Annotated in this window: 17 protein-coding genes; 11 read left to right on the top strand and 6 right to left on the bottom strand. The window is 62.4% G+C overall.

Features of this window, described 5'->3' with window-relative positions; genetic code table 11:
* Nucleotides 1-345, bottom strand: a complete 345-nt coding sequence (locus ACZ5YV_RS06955; protein WP_464786977.1) for a hypothetical protein — start codon at nt 343-345, stop codon at nt 1-3.
* 71 nt (nt 346-416) lie between these two features.
* On the bottom strand, nt 417-647 hold the full coding sequence (locus ACZ5YV_RS06950) for a hypothetical protein (RefSeq protein ID WP_464786976.1): 231 nt from the start codon (nt 645-647) through the stop codon (nt 417-419).
* 29 nt (nt 648-676) lie between these two features.
* On the opposite strand from ACZ5YV_RS06950, the gene ACZ5YV_RS06945 reads away from it, so the two are divergent.
* The 7 genes from ACZ5YV_RS06945 to ACZ5YV_RS06915 all read left to right on the top strand — a co-directional run bounded on the left by ACZ5YV_RS06945 (nt 677) and on the right by ACZ5YV_RS06915 (nt 7,316).
* Nucleotides 677-3,397, top strand: a complete 2,721-nt coding sequence (locus ACZ5YV_RS06945) for a bifunctional [glutamine synthetase] adenylyltransferase/[glutamine synthetase]-adenylyl-L-tyrosine phosphorylase (protein WP_464786975.1) — start codon at nt 677-679, stop codon at nt 3,395-3,397.
* A complete protein-coding gene (gene bcp / locus ACZ5YV_RS06940; protein WP_464786974.1) occupies nt 3,381-3,842 on the top strand; it encodes a thioredoxin-dependent thiol peroxidase in 462 nt (153 codons plus the stop codon). The genes ACZ5YV_RS06945 and bcp overlap by 17 nt, the downstream gene beginning before the upstream one ends.
* Nucleotides 3,839-4,648: a ferritin-like domain-containing protein gene (locus ACZ5YV_RS06935; protein WP_464786973.1), complete on the top strand. Its 810-nt coding sequence runs from the start codon at nt 3,839-3,841 to the stop codon at nt 4,646-4,648. The genes bcp and ACZ5YV_RS06935 overlap by 4 nt, the downstream gene beginning before the upstream one ends.
* A gap of 108 nt (nt 4,649-4,756) precedes the next feature.
* Nucleotides 4,757-5,482: a M23 family metallopeptidase gene (locus ACZ5YV_RS06930; protein WP_464786972.1), complete on the top strand. Its 726-nt coding sequence runs from the start codon at nt 4,757-4,759 to the stop codon at nt 5,480-5,482.
* Between the two features lie 81 nt (nt 5,483-5,563).
* Complete coding sequence (gene erpA, locus ACZ5YV_RS06925; RefSeq protein WP_464786971.1) at nt 5,564-5,890, top strand: iron-sulfur cluster insertion protein ErpA; 327 nt, start codon at nt 5,564-5,566, stop codon at nt 5,888-5,890.
* 66 nt (nt 5,891-5,956) lie between these two features.
* Nucleotides 5,957-6,730 (top strand): exodeoxyribonuclease III, encoded by a 774-nt coding sequence (gene xth, locus ACZ5YV_RS06920; protein WP_464786970.1) that lies wholly within the window; start codon nt 5,957-5,959, stop codon nt 6,728-6,730.
* Between the two features lie 67 nt (nt 6,731-6,797).
* Nucleotides 6,798-7,316 (top strand): DUF2239 family protein, encoded by a 519-nt coding sequence (locus tag ACZ5YV_RS06915; RefSeq protein WP_464786969.1) that lies wholly within the window; start codon nt 6,798-6,800, stop codon nt 7,314-7,316.
* Nucleotides 7,317-7,328: 12 nt separating this feature from the next.
* Here the strand turns inward: ACZ5YV_RS06915 and ACZ5YV_RS06910 are convergent, their stop codons facing one another.
* On the bottom strand, nt 7,329-8,210 hold the full coding sequence (locus ACZ5YV_RS06910; RefSeq protein WP_464786968.1) for a metallophosphoesterase family protein: 882 nt from the start codon (nt 8,208-8,210) through the stop codon (nt 7,329-7,331).
* Nucleotides 8,211-8,282: 72 nt separating this feature from the next.
* Here ACZ5YV_RS06910 and ACZ5YV_RS06905 point away from each other — a divergent pair, with 72 nt between their 5' ends.
* Entirely contained in the window at nt 8,283-9,173 is an 891-nt protein-coding gene (locus tag ACZ5YV_RS06905; protein ID WP_464786967.1) for a diacylglycerol/lipid kinase family protein, read from the top strand.
* A gap of 4 nt (nt 9,174-9,177) precedes the next feature.
* On the opposite strand, the gene ACZ5YV_RS06900 is transcribed toward ACZ5YV_RS06905, so the two are convergent.
* On the bottom strand, nt 9,178-10,338 hold the full coding sequence (locus ACZ5YV_RS06900) for an N-acetyltransferase (RefSeq protein WP_464786966.1): 1,161 nt from the start codon (nt 10,336-10,338) through the stop codon (nt 9,178-9,180).
* A 142-nt stretch (nt 10,339-10,480) separates the two neighbouring features.
* Here ACZ5YV_RS06900 and ACZ5YV_RS06895 point away from each other — a divergent pair, with 142 nt between their 5' ends.
* Entirely contained in the window at nt 10,481-11,548 is a 1,068-nt protein-coding gene (locus tag ACZ5YV_RS06895) for a fatty acid desaturase family protein (RefSeq protein WP_464786965.1), read from the top strand.
* 82 nt (nt 11,549-11,630) lie between these two features.
* Here ACZ5YV_RS06895 and lptG read toward each other — a convergent pair whose 3' ends face one another.
* Nucleotides 11,631-12,731, bottom strand: a complete 1,101-nt coding sequence (gene lptG, locus ACZ5YV_RS06890) for an LPS export ABC transporter permease LptG (protein WP_464786964.1) — start codon at nt 12,729-12,731, stop codon at nt 11,631-11,633.
* A gap of 3 nt (nt 12,732-12,734) precedes the next feature.
* Nucleotides 12,735-13,946 carry an LPS export ABC transporter permease LptF gene (gene lptF, locus ACZ5YV_RS06885; RefSeq protein ID WP_464786963.1) on the bottom strand — a complete coding sequence of 404 codons (1,212 nt, stop codon included), beginning with the start codon at nt 13,944-13,946 and terminating at the stop codon, nt 12,735-12,737.
* Nucleotides 13,947-14,082: 136 nt separating this feature from the next.
* On the opposite strand from lptF, the gene ACZ5YV_RS06880 reads away from it, so the two are divergent.
* Together ACZ5YV_RS06880 and ACZ5YV_RS06875 are read left to right on the top strand one after the other, a co-directional pair.
* Nucleotides 14,083-14,577 carry a DUF2141 domain-containing protein gene (locus ACZ5YV_RS06880; protein ID WP_464786962.1) on the top strand — a complete coding sequence of 165 codons (495 nt, stop codon included), beginning with the start codon at nt 14,083-14,085 and terminating at the stop codon, nt 14,575-14,577.
* A gap of 6 nt (nt 14,578-14,583) precedes the next feature.
* Entirely contained in the window at nt 14,584-15,552 is a 969-nt protein-coding gene (locus ACZ5YV_RS06875) for an acylglycerol kinase family protein (protein ID WP_449473449.1), read from the top strand.
* Nucleotides 15,553-15,555 lie beyond the last annotated feature (3 nt).

Genomic DNA, 15,555 nt, shown 5'->3' with positions numbered 1-15,555 from the left:
TCAGAGGGGGCGGGCTTCCGAACTGGTTGCAGTATCGCTGTTACCGGCTTCGCCCGCGCCGGTCGGCGGTTCACCGGGCAGGCCGTTGCCTGGCGCGAGGAATGGCTTGCCCGCTTCCGGCATGGGCTGGCCAAAGGGTACGGCAGGAGGGGTCTGCTCCATCGGCACTGGCGCTACGACCGATTGTTGGGTGGGCAATGGCTGTTGAACCGGGGGCTGGGGAACCATGGGTTGAACCACCGGAGCTGATGGTATCGCCGAAGGGTGCGGCGTGATGCCCTGAACCAACAGAACGATTATTGGGGCGCTGACCAACGTGATGGCGGCGAAAGCCTTGTAGAGCATGCAGGCACATCCTGAACCAAAGACGCGCTGTTTCTACGGGCTTTCGGTAAATAAAATCCTGCGCAGCCGGTCTAATTTCGGTCCAGCTTTTTCAGCAGGTCCATCATATCCGATGGCAAGCTATCACGCTTGGCGCGGAAGGTAGACTGCAACGCATTGCCGATGCCTTCATAGGGCTGAGGAACGACAACTGTCAGGAACTTGCGATCAGTGGTCTTCCGCCCGTTGCCAGATCGGCTCACTGATTTACGCTGCATTTCCATGTTTCTACAACGGGCGGCAGCGGGAAAAGTTTCTGGCATTCATTTCAGGCTCAGGCGATAGCTGGGGTATGACAGGAGAGATTGCGGTGGCGGACTGGACGGCGGCAATGGCGCGGATGCGTGCCCATTCGCCTTTCCTCGCCAGACAGATGGACAGGTTTCCCGAAGTGGTTGACCTATTGGCGGCCGGAGATGTGGAGGCTGCGCTGAAGGCCGCACACGGCGTGTCGGGAGCGGAAGAGGGAATCGCCAGATCGCTGCGGCGGCGGAAGGGCGCACTGGCGCTGGTCACGGCTGCGGCGGATTTGTCGGGCGCCTGGGATCTGGATCGGGTGACGCGCACCTTGTCGGATTTTGCTGATCAGGCTTTGGAAGAAGCACTGCGCGCCACCTTTGCCGAGCGGTATCCGGGTGCGGAGCCGAAGGGGTTTGTCGTGCTGGCATTGGGCAAGCATGGCAGCCGCGAGCTGAATTACTCATCCGATATCGATCCTATCCTGCTCTATGACCCGGCGACCCTGCCGCATGGCGAGCGGGAAGACCCGGCTGATGCGGCAGTGCGGATCGGCAGGCGGGTGAGCGAGCTTTTGAATGCGCGGGACGGCGATGGCTACGTCTTTCGCGTCGACTTGCGGCTGCGTCCCTCTCCCGAAGCCACGCCCATTGCGCTGCCGGTCGAGGCGGCAATCGGCTATTATGAATCGACAGCGATGGGGTGGGAGCAGGCCGCTTTCGTCCGCGCGCGTCCTGCGGCAGGCGACCTTGGCCTAGGCGATTATTTCATGCAGCAGATCCGTCCGTTCGTTTGGCGGCGGAGCCTGGATTTCGGTGCGATCGACGCGATCACCGACATATCGCGGCGAATTCGCGACCATTATGCGCAAGGTCAGGCTTTCGGGCCGGGCTATGACCTGAAACGGGGACGCGGCGGCATTCGGGAGGTCGAGTTTTTCGCGCAGACCCATCAGTTGATCCATGGTGGGCGGGATCCCGCGCTGAGATCGGGCAATACGCGGGAGGCGCTCCGAGCACTCGCGGCGGCAGGGGTCTTTGATCCGGAAGTGTCGCGCAAGCTGGACGAAGCCTATGTGCTGTTCCGCACGATCGAGCATCGGTTGCAGATGGTCGAGGATCGGCAAACGCATGAGCTGCCCAAGACCGCCGAAGCGATGGACAATGTCGCGCGGTTGCATGGTCTGGAGAATGGCGGGGACTTGATCGAACTGCTGCGCCCGAAGGTGGAATGGGTGGGGGCCAATTATGATCAGCTGACGCCTGCTGAAAAATCAGAGTCGCTTTCGCATGATGAGGACCGGTTGGCGGCGCAGCTAGCCGAGATGGGTTTTGTTGATCCGCAGGCTCCGGTTGCGCGGATCGCTCGCTGGCGCACGGGCAGCATCAGGGCGTTGCGCAGCACGGCTTCGCGGGAAGCGCTGGAAGATTTGCTGCCGGGATTGATGCGCACATTGGCGGCGGCGCCCGATCCGGTACGGGCGCTGAACCGCCTTGATGACTTGATCGGAAGGCTGCCGAGCGCGATCAACTTCTTCAAGCTGCTTGCCGCGCGGCCGGGGCTTGCGGAGCTGATGGCGGAGTTGCTCAGTCATGCGCCGACGCTGGCGGATGCGTTGGGAAGGCGGGCTGAGCTGCTCGATGGGCTGATTGATACGTCTGCCTTTGATCCGCCGCCTGCCGTGGAGCAATTGGCCGCTCAGTTCGCGCAGCTGGAAGTGGGCGAGGATTATCAGGCGCTGCTCGATCGGGTGCGGCAGCGGGTTAATGATCGGCGCTTTGCGCTGGGTGCGCAGATCATTCGCGGTGGTGATCCGCTGGAAGCAGGGCGTGGCTATTCGCGGGTGGCGGAGGCGGCGATAGAGGCGTTGGCGAGCGCGACCGTCCGGGAATTCGAAGCGGTGCATGGACGGGTGCAGGGTGGGGAGATGCTTATCCTTGCGCTTGGCCGACTGGGCGGCGGCGTTTTGACGCATGCTTCGGATCTGGATCTGGTCTATCTTTTTTCCGGCGATTTCATGAAGGATTCCGATGGAAGAAAGCCGTTGGGGGCTACGCAGTATTTCAACCGGCTGGGGCAACGCATAACCAATGCGTTATCGGTCCAGACGGCGGCGGGGCCGCTTTATGAGGTGGATACGCGGTTGCGGCCTTCGGGCGCGCAGGGGTTGCTGGCGGTCAGTCTGGACAGCTTCGCCAAATATCAACGCGAGGAAGCGTGGACCTGGGAACATCTTGCGCTGACGCGCGCGCGGCCGGTTTTCGGATCACAAGACGGACGGGCTGCTTTGAGCGCGATATTGGCCGAGACTTTGGAACGGCCCCGCGATTTCCCGGAACTGGCGCGTCAGGCGGTGAAGATGCGCCGCGACATCGCCGCGCACAAACCGCCTGCCAGCGAGCTGGACGTCAAGCTGGTGCCGGGGGGCCTGGTGGATCTGGAGTTCCTGATCCACGTGTCGCAGTTCAAGCATGAAATGGCGTTCAGTCCTGACTTGCGCGCGGCTTTGGACGAGCTGGTCGAGGCGGGTCATCTGCCAGCCGACCTGATCGATGCGCATGATCTGATCACACGTTTCCTGATCGTATCGCGACTGGTTTCGCCCAAATCGACCGAGCCGCCCGAAGCGACCCGGCCCGTCGTTGCGCGCGCGTGCGGTGTCGAAAGCTGGGACGCGCTGCTTGAAAGCTATGCGCAGGCCCGGCAAAGGGTGAGCGATGCCTGGGCAGCGCTGTCCGCGCCCTATTCGGAGGAAGAAGATGCTGGAAGCCGGTGATGCCCTGCCGAGCGTGACGTTGAAGGATGCCGACGGCGTCGATTTCACATTGGATCGGTTCAAGGGGAAGCCGGTCGTCGTCTATTTCTACCCCAAGGCCGATACGCCGGGCTGCACCAATGAGGCCAAGGACTTTACCGAACTGGCGGGAGACTATGCGGCATTGGGCGTGCCGGTGGTCGGCATTTCCAAGGACAAGCCTGCGAAGCTCAAGAAATTTGCGGACAAATACGGCCTGAACGTGACGCTCGCATCCGACGAGCCGGGCGAGGCGTGCGAGGCTTTCGGCACCTGGGTCGAAAAGTCGCTCTATGGCCGGAAATATATGGGGATCGAACGGGCGACCTTCCTTGCGGATGGAACGGGCAAGATTTTGCGCGTCTGGCCCAAGGTGAAGGTGAAGGGCCATGCCGCCGAAGTGCTGGAGGCCGTGAAGGCGCTTTGAATTTGCCGATCGAGATTGATAGTGTGGGGCAGGCCTGCGCTCATGTGTTGATGACGCCGGAGCCACGGGACAAGCTGATGGCTGCGCGCGCGGCGGCCCGTGCCTGGAGGCAGGGCCGGTTGGCGCATCGGTTCGATGCCGCGATGCCCGACACGCCCGCGCGGCCCGACGCTCCCGCCCTGCTGCCAGCCAATCAGATGCCCAAGCGCGGCAAGATCGGTTCGGATCGGGCGCGGACCGCCATGCTGCATGCCCTGGCGCATATCGAGTTCGTCGCGATCGACCTGGCGTTCGACCTGATCGGCCGGTTTGGGAACGAGTTTCCGCAAGCCTTCGTCGACGACTGGATGCAGGTCGGCGCGGAAGAGGCGATGCATTTCGCGCTGCTGGACCGGCGTCTGCGGCAGATGGGAAGCTTTTATGGCCAACTGCCTGCCCATGACGGGCTGTGGCAGGCCGCGACCGAAACCGCAGGGGATGCCATGGCGCGGCTCGCCATCGTTCCGATGGTGCTGGAAGCCCGTGCGCTGGATATCACGCCCGCCACGATCGCGCGGTTTGAAGGCGTAGGGGACGAGGCATCCGCGCGCATGTTGCGCCGCATTATGACGGACGAGATTCGCCATGTCAGAGCCGGGACAAGATGGTTTGGTCATGCGGCGAACCGAGAGGGACTGACCCCCGCAAATCATTACCAAATCCTTGTAAAACGCCATTTTCGCGGGTCGCTGAAACCGCCGTTCAACGACTCGGCGCGTCGACAAGCCGGTTTAACGCTGGATTTTTACGGCGCGCTTGCACAATGAAGCGGGAAATGTCCTTTTGATGACGCGGGTGGCGATTTAGGTCGCAATTGGTCAACACGGGGAGCGCCGAGAGGCTCAAAAGCCTCCGGAGGATAAGTCGGGGTCGGCATGTTGTTTCTTCGTTCGAATAATGCGCGTAGCGCGCGATGGTTCCTGTCTGCGTGTAAATCCATTGGGGCTATGGGCGTAGTGAGCGCATTGTGCGCCGCAATGCCTGCGCAGGCCAAGGCGGTCGCCGACGATCCCTATGGCGATGCAACGGAAATCAATACCAGCGCGCTTGGCCCGGCAGATGTGGGCTTTTCCAATCTTTTCTCCAGCCTTCAGCGGCTGGACGGCGGCGTAAAGGCGGCCAGCAACAATATCCCGACCGGTCGGCCTGTCGAAAGACTGTCGCTGACGTCCAACTTTGGCGTGCGTTCCGACCCGTTCAACGGCGGCGCGCGGATGCACAAGGGCATCGATATTCCCGGCCCCGTCGGAACCCCCGTCTACGCGACCGCAGACGGCATTGTGAGCCGCGCCGGTTGGGCGAGCGGCTATGGCAATCTGGTACAGATTTCCCATGGCGGCGGTCTTGAGACCCGTTACGGCCATATGTCGAAGCTGATCGCGGCTCCCAACAGCTATGTGCATCGTGGCCAGTTGATCGGCCTGATGGGATCGACCGGGCGTTCGACCGGCAGCCACCTGCATTATGAAGTCCGCGTGGACGGCCAGGCGATCAACCCGATGCCGTTCGTCGTCGGTCCCGATGTTCTCGTGGCGATGAACACGAAACCGCCGATCGCCATGGGCGGCCCGACGAAAGCGCAGGAGCATGACGCGGAATAATCCGCGCTGCGCCGCTTATCCTTTGCAAAGGCTCGGCACCGATGGGTTGCCGAGCCTTTTGCTTGATCTTATCTAGGCGCCATGGCTGACATCGACCTTACCCCTTCCGCCGCTGCCCGCGTGGCCGCGATTGCCGCCAAGCAGGGCAAGCCCGCTATCCTGCGGCTGGCCGTAGAGGGTGGCGGATGTTCAGGCTTTCAATATCGTTTCGGACTGGCCGATGCGGTGGAGGCGGATGATGTGGCCGTCGAACGGGACGGCGTAACGCTGGTCGTCGATGATGTGAGCCTGGATCTAGTGCGGGGCGCCGCCGTTGATTTTGTTTCCGACCTCGGCGGATCAGCGTTCAAGGTGACGAACCCCAACGCCACCGCTGGCTGCGGTTGCGGGTCGAGCTTTTCGATTTAATCACGGGCCGTACCTTGTCTAAGGGCGACTCTTCTCTCTAGGGATGCGCGGGAGGAGAACAGCCCCATGCGCATCGCGACATTCAATATCAACGGCATCAAGGCGCGATTGCCGCGCCTGCTGGAATGGCTGAGCGAGACGCAGCCGGATGTCGCCTGCCTTCAGGAAATCAAGACTTCGGATGAGACATTCCCGCTGAAGGACATCGAGGATGTCGGCTATGGGGCGATCTGGCACGGGCAGAAGGGCTTTAACGGCGTTGCCATCCTGGCGCGCGGCGAGACGCCGGTCGAGGTACGCCGGGGGCTGGAGGGCGAGCCCGAGGACGAACATAGCCGCTATATCGAAGCCGATGTGAAGGGCGTCCGGGTCGCCAGCATCTACCTGCCCAATGGCAATCCGCAGCCGGGGCCGAAATTCGATTACAAGCTGCGCTGGATGAAGCGTCTGCGCGACCGGGCGGCGGAGATTTGGGCGGAGGAAGTGCCCGCCATTCTAGCAGGCGACTATAATGTCATCCCGCGCGACCGGGACGTTTATTCGGTGAAGGCCATGGCCGACGACGCGCTGATGCAGCCGGAAAGCCGGGCCGCGTACCGGCGCTTGCTGGGCGACGGGTGGACCGACGCGATTGCGAGCCGCCACCCGGCGGGCGGGGTGTGGACCTATTGGGATTATCAGATGAACGCCTGGCCGCGTGACGCCGGTTTCCGGATCGATCATCTGCTGCTGAGCCCGGCGGCGGCCGATCGCCTGATCGACGCGCAAGTGGACAAGGATTTTCGCGGGCGGGAAAAGGCGAGCGACCATGCGCCGACATGGGTTGAATTGAGGGAATAATATTACCCCGGGGATAATTGACTCGATATTATCCGGGTAATATTTGTCGCATCGAAGGAGATTCGATGTGACACGTTGTCTTACGGCTTTTGCAGGCGAGCATGTGGTTGCCGCAGGGGAAGAAGATGAAGTGCGGCGGGCGCTGCAAGCCATGGGAGGCGATGCGCAGGCCGTCTTGCTGTTCGACGACCTCACCGGGCGTCAGGTCGATATCGACTTGCATGCGTCCACCGTACCAGAGCAGAGGGGGCCGGGCCGTCCGAAAATGGGCGTGCAATCGCGCGAGGTCACGCTGCTTCCGCGTCAGTGGGAATGGCTGGCGGCCCAGCCCGGCGGCGCGTCGGCGACGCTGCGGCAGTTGGTGGAGCAGGCGCGCAAGGCTTCGGCAGGATCGATCAGTCCCCGCGCGGCAATGGACGCTGCCTATCATTTCCTGACGGTGATGGCAGGCGACCGGCCGGGCTATGAAGCGGCGATCCGCGCGCTTTATGCCAAGGACAGGGCCGCATTCGAGGCGTGTTGCGCGGAATGGCCAGCGGCGATCCGCGATCATGCGTTGGCACTGGCTGCGCCTGCCATTGGCTGAACAGCTTGAGGCCTAGGCGCGGGCGGCTTGGGCTACGCGAATGCCGGGCTGCGCGGATGGGTCGTCCAGCTCATGTGCCTGCCATCCGGCGGCGTCCCGGCTATATTCGACATGGTGGCCGCGCTGAAAGCTGGCGCCGTCCCAGACGATGACTTGCAGTTCGATCCGGTCGTTGCGGTGGACGTGGAGCCAGTTGAAGCTTTGCGGTTCGGCGTTGCGGAGGCGGGTCGATGTGGCGGTGCCCGCCTGAATGACCAGCGCGCCGCCTGCGTCGGCGACCATCTTCTGCGCAGCTTCGGCATAGGTGCGGTGGAAATGGCCTGCGAGGGCGATGTGGATTCCGGCTGCTGCCGCCGCTTCGACCGCGTCATCATGGCGCCCGACGGCTTCGCTGAGTTCGCCGCCCTTGCCGATGGGCATGGCGAACAGGGGATGGTGTGTGACGAGGATGCGCGTCTTTTCCGGTGCAACGGGGGCGAAGCGCTCTTCGATCATCTTCATCTGGTCATGGTTGATGCGCCCGTCCTTGATCGTCAGCGAACGGGCGGTGTTGATGCCCAGGATCGCGACCTTTTCATCCTCATACCAGGGGCAAAGCTCATTGCTGATATAGCGTTTGTAGCGATCCAGGGGGGCGGCGAAGCGGCGGAAAACATCATAAAGGGGCACGTCATGATTGCCCGGAATGACGAGCAGGCGCATGCCCGCCGCGCGTAGCCGATTGAGCCAGGCGGAGGCGGCGCGGAATTGATCGACGCGGGCGCGCTGCGTGAAATCGCCGCTGATGATGACGAGGTCGGGCTGGCTGCGTTCCAGCCAGGCTTCGGTGGCGGATACTATTTTGGGATCGTTGGCGCCGAAATGGATGTCGGACAGGTGAGCGATGCGAGCCATGACTTTCCAACGACTGTTCACGCGGATTTGTTGCGGTGAGGAGCCGATGGGGTTCTGGCGAGTTGTTGGGGCATGGAAACGAACTCCCTGCCGCGCGAAGCGGCGCTGATCGTCAATGTTCACAGCCGGAAGGGAGAGGCGCTTTTCCAACAGGCGCGGGAGAAGCTGGAGGCGGCGGGGGTGCGCTTGGTTGCGGCCCATGCGGTGCGCGATCCGGCGCGATTGCAGGATGTGGTGCGAGAGGCGGCGGGCAGTGGGGCGCCGATGGTCATCGTGGGTGGCGGCGATGGGTCTTTGTCCGGGACAGTGGACGAGTTGGTGGGGAAGGATTGCGTCTTTGGCGTGTTGCCGCTTGGTACGGCCAACAGCTTTGCGAGGACGCTGGGCATTCCGCTGGATCTGGACGGGGCCGTTCGGGTGATTGCGCAGGGCAGGCGGCGGCGCATTGACCTGGGGATGATCGATCACGATTATTTCGTCAACGCGGCCTCGCTGGGGCTGTCGCCGATGATCGGGAAAACGGTGCCGCATAAGCTGAAGCGCTATCTGGGGCGGGTTGGTTATCTGATCTGGGCGGTGAAATGTTCGGTCGGGTTCCGGGCGTTCCGGTTGACGATCGATGACGGCCAGACTGAGCGGCGCATGTGGTCGACGGAAGTGCGGATATTAAACGGCCCCTATCATGGCGGGGTTGAACTGTCCGATCGTGCTGACGTGGATAGCGGCGAGATTGTGGTTCAAGCGGTGGTGGGGCGTAGCCATGCGCGGCTGGCCTGGGACTGGTACGCTAAATTCTTCAAGCTGCGTGACAGGGATGCGCAGACGGAGGAGTTTCGGGGCCAATCTTTTCGGATTGAGACGCAGCCTCGGCAGCGGATATCGATCGACGGCGAGGTGGTCGCGAAGACGCCCGCGACGGTGAAGGTCGCGGCGGGCGCTATCGATGTGGCCGTACCGGGTTAGGCTTTCAGGCGAGGTTCTTTTCGTAGATCTGGTAAAGCTTGTTCACCTTGCTATCGATGGCTTCGGCGATGGCGTTCATACCTTGATTGTCCTCCAGCACCCAGCCGATCTCACCCCGCGTCGCGCCATAGCGGCTGACCGCGTTGCGGCGGATATATTCGATCATCATGAAGGCGAGTTGGCTGGCGAGGCGGGACGATTGCAGCCGCTGGACCACGCCCATCAGGGGCACGCGCATAGTGCGGACTTGCGGCTTGCGCAGCCACCAGAGAAGCTTTGCCCAACCGAAGGGCAGCAGCGAGCCGTTCAAGGGCGCGGTCGCTTCGTTGAGGTCGGGCAGGGTCATCATGAAGGCGACCGGTTCGCCATCGAGTTCGGCGATCATGATCAGGTCTTCGAACACAATGGGCTTCAGCTTCTTGCCGGTATGCGCGACTTCGGCGTCTGTGATCGGGACGAAGCCCCAATTCCTGCCCCACGCGTCGTTGAGGATGCCGAGCAGGATCGTCGCCTCGGCGTCGAATTTCGACTTGTCCACCTGGCGGATGCGGATGCGGTCGCTCTTCTCGCCGGAGGATATGATCCGCTGGATGAGGGGGGGGAACGGGATGGTGATGTCGAGTTCATATGTTTTGAGCTGCTTGACGGGCTGGTAGCCCGCGCCCTCGATCATCGCCTGATAGGCGGGGCTGTTGTGGCCCATCATCACCGTGGGCGGATGGTCATGGCCTTCGATCAGTAGACCCGGTTCTTCCCAGATCGACAGCGAAATGGGGCCTAGCACGCGGGTCATGCCCTTGGCGCGGAGCCAGCTTTCCGCCGCTTCGATCAGCGCCTTGCCGGTCTCGGCATCCTCCGCTTCGAAAAAGCCGAAATTGCCGGTGCCCGGACCCATGCCCTGTTCGACCGGCTGGGCGAGTGCCAGATGATCGACATGGGCAGAGATGCGGCCGACGACACGATTGTCGCGGCGGGCTAGGAAATATTGCGCCTCGGCATGGCCGAAATAGGGGTTCTTGCTGGGCTCTATGACGCCGTAAACTTCGCTCTTGAGTGGCGGGACCCAGTTGGGGTCATTGGCGTACAGGCGCCATGGCAGATCCACGAACGCCTTTTTGTCGGCCTTGGAAGTGACGGGGGTGATTACCAGATTCGGAGTAGCCACGGCAGAGCTTTCGCTAAAGGATCGGAGCAGTTCGGCGCTTGTTACGGGATTGTCAATCCGGTGCGCGCCTGATGACGCACCAAGGCGGATATGTCATGCCGCTGCCACGATTTCAGCGCATTTACCATTTAGGAGCGCATGCATGACTGTGCATGATCCCATCATAGCGGGCGCGGCCGTCAAGCGCGCCTCGATTCCGGATGACGCCGCGATGCTGCGCGCCGCAGCGGAGCTGTCGCGCGAATTTGCGGTGGCGAACCCTAGGATTTACTGGCCGGACCTGCTGGCGTCGGCGCTGATCGGCTATGCGGCGCTTGCCGGGGCAATTCTGGCGAACAATCTCGCGTTGGCGCTGTTGTGCGGACTGGTGGCGATGCTGGCGCTTTATCGGGCGGCGAGCTTCATCCATGAGCTGACCCATATTCGGAAGTACGCGCTTCCCGGTTTCCGGTTGGGGTGGAACCTGCTGGTCGGCATTCCGCTGATGATCCCGTCCTTCATGTATGAGGATGTGCATACCCAGCATCATGCGCGCACCCGCTACGGGACGGCGAACGATCCGGAATATCTGCCGCTGGCGTTGATGAAGCCGTGGTCGCTGCCTTTGTTCATCCTGATCGCGTCGTTGGCGCCTGTGGGCCTGATCCTGCGCTATGGCGTGTTGGCGCCGCTCAGCATCTTCGTGCCCGCGTTGCGGCGCAAGGTTGTCGCCGAGTTTTCGGCGCTGTCGATCAACCCGGCCTATCGCCGCCGCGCGCCGGAAGGGGAGTTTCGCCGCCGCTGGCTTTGGCAGGAGGCGGGAGCCTCGCTGTTTGCACTCGCCCTGATCGGCAGCGTGTTCGCCTTCGGATGGAAGCCATTGCTCGTCTATATGGCCGTGCATTCGGGCATGACCGTCATCAACCAGCTGCGCACGCTTGTCGCGCATCTTTGGGAGAATGAGGGCGATGCGATGACGGTGACGGCCCAATATCTGGATTCGGTGAATGTGCCGCCGCCTTCACCGCTGGCCGCGATCTGGGCGCCGGTGGGGCTGCGCTATCATGCGCTGCACCATCTGCTGCCGAGTGTGCCCTACCATGCGCTGGGCAAGGCACATGCGCGGTTGATCGCGGCCTTGGACGAGGATTCGCCTTATCATCGCGGCAATTATGCGGGCATGTGGCCGCTGGTGGGGAAAATTGCGCGGAGTACGATGGTTCGCCGCTGAGCCGTCTCGTTGGGCCTGAGATCCCAGTTGAAATGAGTCACGTGCCTCATTTCAACGCTGGGATGACGGATGAGGGCGACGCCTATTCTTCTGTCCTGAACAGCACGGTCTCGCCTACGAGCAAGAACAGGAAGAAGGGTGCCCAAGCCGCGAGGATGGGAGGGTAAGCACCGAGGTTGCCCATGGCGAGCGAGAAATTGTCCGCGACGAAATAGGCAAAGCCGAGGGCCATCCCCATCACTGCGCGCACGAACAACTGGCCGGAGCGAGCAAGGCCGAAGGCGGCGACGGACCCCAGGATCGGCATCAGCAAGGCCGAAAGCGGGCCGGACAGCTTGTGCCACAGGCTGCCCTCCAGTTCTGCGGTCGGACGTCCGGCATCGCGCAGATCACCAATGGCGGCGCGCAGTTCCGAGAAAGTCAGCGCGTCAGGATCGACCTTTGCCAGGGTAAACTGGTCGGGCCGGATCGCATGGCCGAAGCGGACGGTGCCAGCCTGCCGTTCCGTGCCCCGCGCAACGTCGAACTGGCGGGCATCCTCCAGAAGCCAGCTCTTGCTCGCCGCGTCATAATGGCCGCGGGGGGCCTGGACGATGGTTGTCAGGCTGTTGTTGAGGCGGTTGAAAATCTCGACCTTGCGTAGCTGCACATTATTGCCTCGACCCGCGACGATCGCGGCGGTGACGAGGTTGTTGCCGTCACGGACCCAGGGATTGGACTTTACGCCGCTGTCGGTGGGAATGGGGCCGTAATCGACGGCCTGCCAAGCGCTGAGCGATGCGGTTGCGCGGGCTACCACGCGTTCGTTGAAGGCGTAGCTGATGATGGCGACGCCGAGAGCGGAGGCGATGAGCGGCGCCAATATCTGATGCGCGGACAGGCCCGCCGCCTTCATCGATACGATCTCGCTATTCTGGTTCATGCCCGCGAGCATGATGAGCGTGCCCAGAAGAACCGAGAAGGGCAGGAAGCGCGCGATGATCTGCGGTATGCGAAGGCCGACATAATGCCACAGCTGCGCATCGCCGTTACCGGCATAGGCCAGGATATCGCCTGATTCGCCCAGCAGGTCGAGCGTTTGCAGCACGACGACCAGCAGTGCCAGCACGGCGAAGGTCCGCGTCAGGAACAGGCGCGCCATGTACCAGCTGATCTGGGGCGAGGGGAAGAAATCGAATTGCATGGGTCAGGCTGCTCCCTGCGCGGTGGTCACCCGCTTTCGCCCGAAGCGAAGCAGTTTCGCGATCTGCTTGCCGAGCTTTGCAAAGGCATATTCGAGGGCGCCTATCGGCTGGCCGCCCGGGCGGTGCGCCACGACATGATACATCCACATGATCAGTATGGCCGTCAGCAGGAATGGCGTCCAAAGCGCTATGATCGGATCAACCTTGCCCAGTGAGCCGACGCCTTGGCCATATTCGTTGATCTTGTGATAGGTCACGATGAAGACGATCGAGAGGAAGACGCCGAGGGCCGAAGTCGAGCGCTTGGGTGGGATCGCAAAGGCGAGGGCCGCGAGCGGTAGCAGCATCATCATCGCGACCTCCACCAAGCGGAAGTGGAAGTTGGAGCGGATTTCATAGCGCAGCTTTTCGGGCGTCGCGGGGTCATGACCCATCACGGCAAGTTCGGGAATGGTCTTTTCCCGATCGACACTACGTCCACGGAAACGCTCGATCTGCGGCAGGTCGATCGGCAGATCGTGGCTGGAGAAGGAAAGGATGCGCGGCGACTTATATTTGGGTGCGTCGTTGACCAGTACCCCATCGCGCAGGCGGAAGATGATGGTGTCGGGATCGTCCGTGGCCAGGAAGCTGCCTTGCGCGGCGGTGACGGCGACGGTTTGACCATCCTTTCCAATGGCGCGCACGAAGATGCCCTGAAGATTGCGGCCCTCATCCAGGCTGCGTTCGATGCGCAGGGTCATGCGCTTGCCGAGGCTGGTGAACTCGCCCACCTTGATCGACGCGCCTAGCGCGCCCGAGCGCAGTTCGAAGCGCAGCGCTTCATAGGCATGCCGGGAGAGTGGCTGAACGAAGCCGACGATGCCGAAATTGAGGAGGGCGAGCGCGATCGCGTACATATAGGGGACGCGCAGCAGGCGGCCGTAGGACAGGCCGACGCCGCGCATGACGTCCAGTTCCGATGACAGGGCCAGCTTCCGGAATGCGAGCAATATGCCCAGCATCAGGCCGATCGGAATGCCAAGCGACAGATATTCGGGCATCATGTTGGCGAGCATCCGCCACACGACGCTGACGGGGCCGCCCTCCGCCGCCACGAAGTCGAACAGGCTGAGCATCTTGTCGAGCACCAGCAGCATCGCGGAAATGACCAGCGTGCCGAGCATCGGCAAGGCTATCAGGCGGGCGAGATATCGGTCGGTGGCGGTCAGCATTCTCTATGTGGTCGTCCCATCACCATGATTTGGCCGCAAACCCCGCCCATAGCAGAGTCACGGAAATGAAGTTCGCGGGGGCGAACAGGGGCTCGCCGTCCGGTTTCATCGGGCGGCTATAGCTTCACGGAGTTGGATGGTCATGTTCAAAGTTGCGATGGGCCTTTTGTCGGCTGGGGCGGTGTTTGCCTCTATTCCGGCCTTGGCTCACGGGCAGGAAATCGGGAACGAGCTGGATCGTTGTGGTCCGTCCGCGAAGGGTCCGGCGCTGCTGATCGACGTTCAGGGCTTTGCCGCCGCGACGGGCAAGGTCCGCGTGCAATCCTATCCCGCGACCAAAAGCGCCTGGCTGGCGAAGGGTGCGTGGTTGAATCGGATCGACACGGCGGTTCGCCCTGGCCGCGACGGGATGCGATTCTGCATGCCGGTGCCCGAACCGGGCAGATATGCGATTGCGGTTCGGCACGACCGGGACGGCAATGGCAAGACGAGCATTTCGCGCGATGGCGGCGGTTTTTCCAACAATCCGTCGATCAGCATCTTCAACCTGGGCAAGCCATCGGTCGAAAAGGCCGCGGTGAAGGTTGGTCCGGGTGTGACGCGGATCACCATTAAACTTCAATATATGTGAGTTCTGATGGTTCGGGTCGCGCTTCTGTCCAATCCCAAGTCGACGGGCAACCGGCAGACGCTTCCGCGCGTGCGCAGCTACTGCGCCAGCAATCCCGACATCTTCCATTATGAGGTGGAGCATGTCGATCAGATCGGCCGTGCGTTGCAGACCATCGCGCGCGTCGATCCGGTGGTCATCGTCATCAATGGTGGCGACGGGACGGTGCAGGCGGCGCTGACGGAACTGTATCAGGGTGAGCATTTCAAGGGCCGCGTGCCGCCGATCGCGGTGCTGCCCAATGGCAAGACCAATTTGATCGCGCTCGACCTTGGCATCCATGGCGATCCGATCAAGGCGCTGGAGCGGATCGTTCAGATCGCCAAGGCGGGCGTTGACGATCATGTCGTGGCGCGTGAGCTGATCGCGTTGTCCGACGGAGGGGCGGAATCGCGGCCGGTGCTGGGCATGTTCCTGGGCGGCGCGGGGCTTGCCGATTACATGCTTTACTGCCGTAACCAGATTTATCCGCTTGGCCTGTCCAATGGGCTTAGCCATTTCCTGACCGTGATAGCGGTGCTGGTGTCGTTGGTTTTCGGCATTCGCGCGCGGTTCCTGCCGCAATCCAGCCATCCGGTGCGCATTTCGCTGATCCGGGAAGGGCAATTGGCGGGGCGCTTTGCCGTGCTGATCGTCACGACGCTCGACCGGCTGCTGCTGGGCGTGCAGGCGGGGGACAGCCGTCGCGGGAACATGAAGCTGATGGCGGTGGACCAGAGCCTGGCCGCGCTTTTGCGGCTGGCGTGGGCGAGCATCACCCGGCGGGTCGGCAAGTCGCAGGTGCAGGGCGTGCATCTGGAACAGGGCGATATCATCCGGATCGAGGGCGACCGGAGCAGCGTCATCTTGGACGGTGAGCTGTTTGAGGCTTCGGAGGGCAAGCCGATTGTGCTGCGATCGACGGAGCCGGTGCCTTTCCTGCGGCTGGCGGCTTAGAAC

This window comes from Sphingobium sp. TomTYG46, from assembly GCF_055396345.1.
Note: the sequence above shows the minus strand (reverse complement) of the source record. Positions and strands in the feature narration are given on the sequence as shown.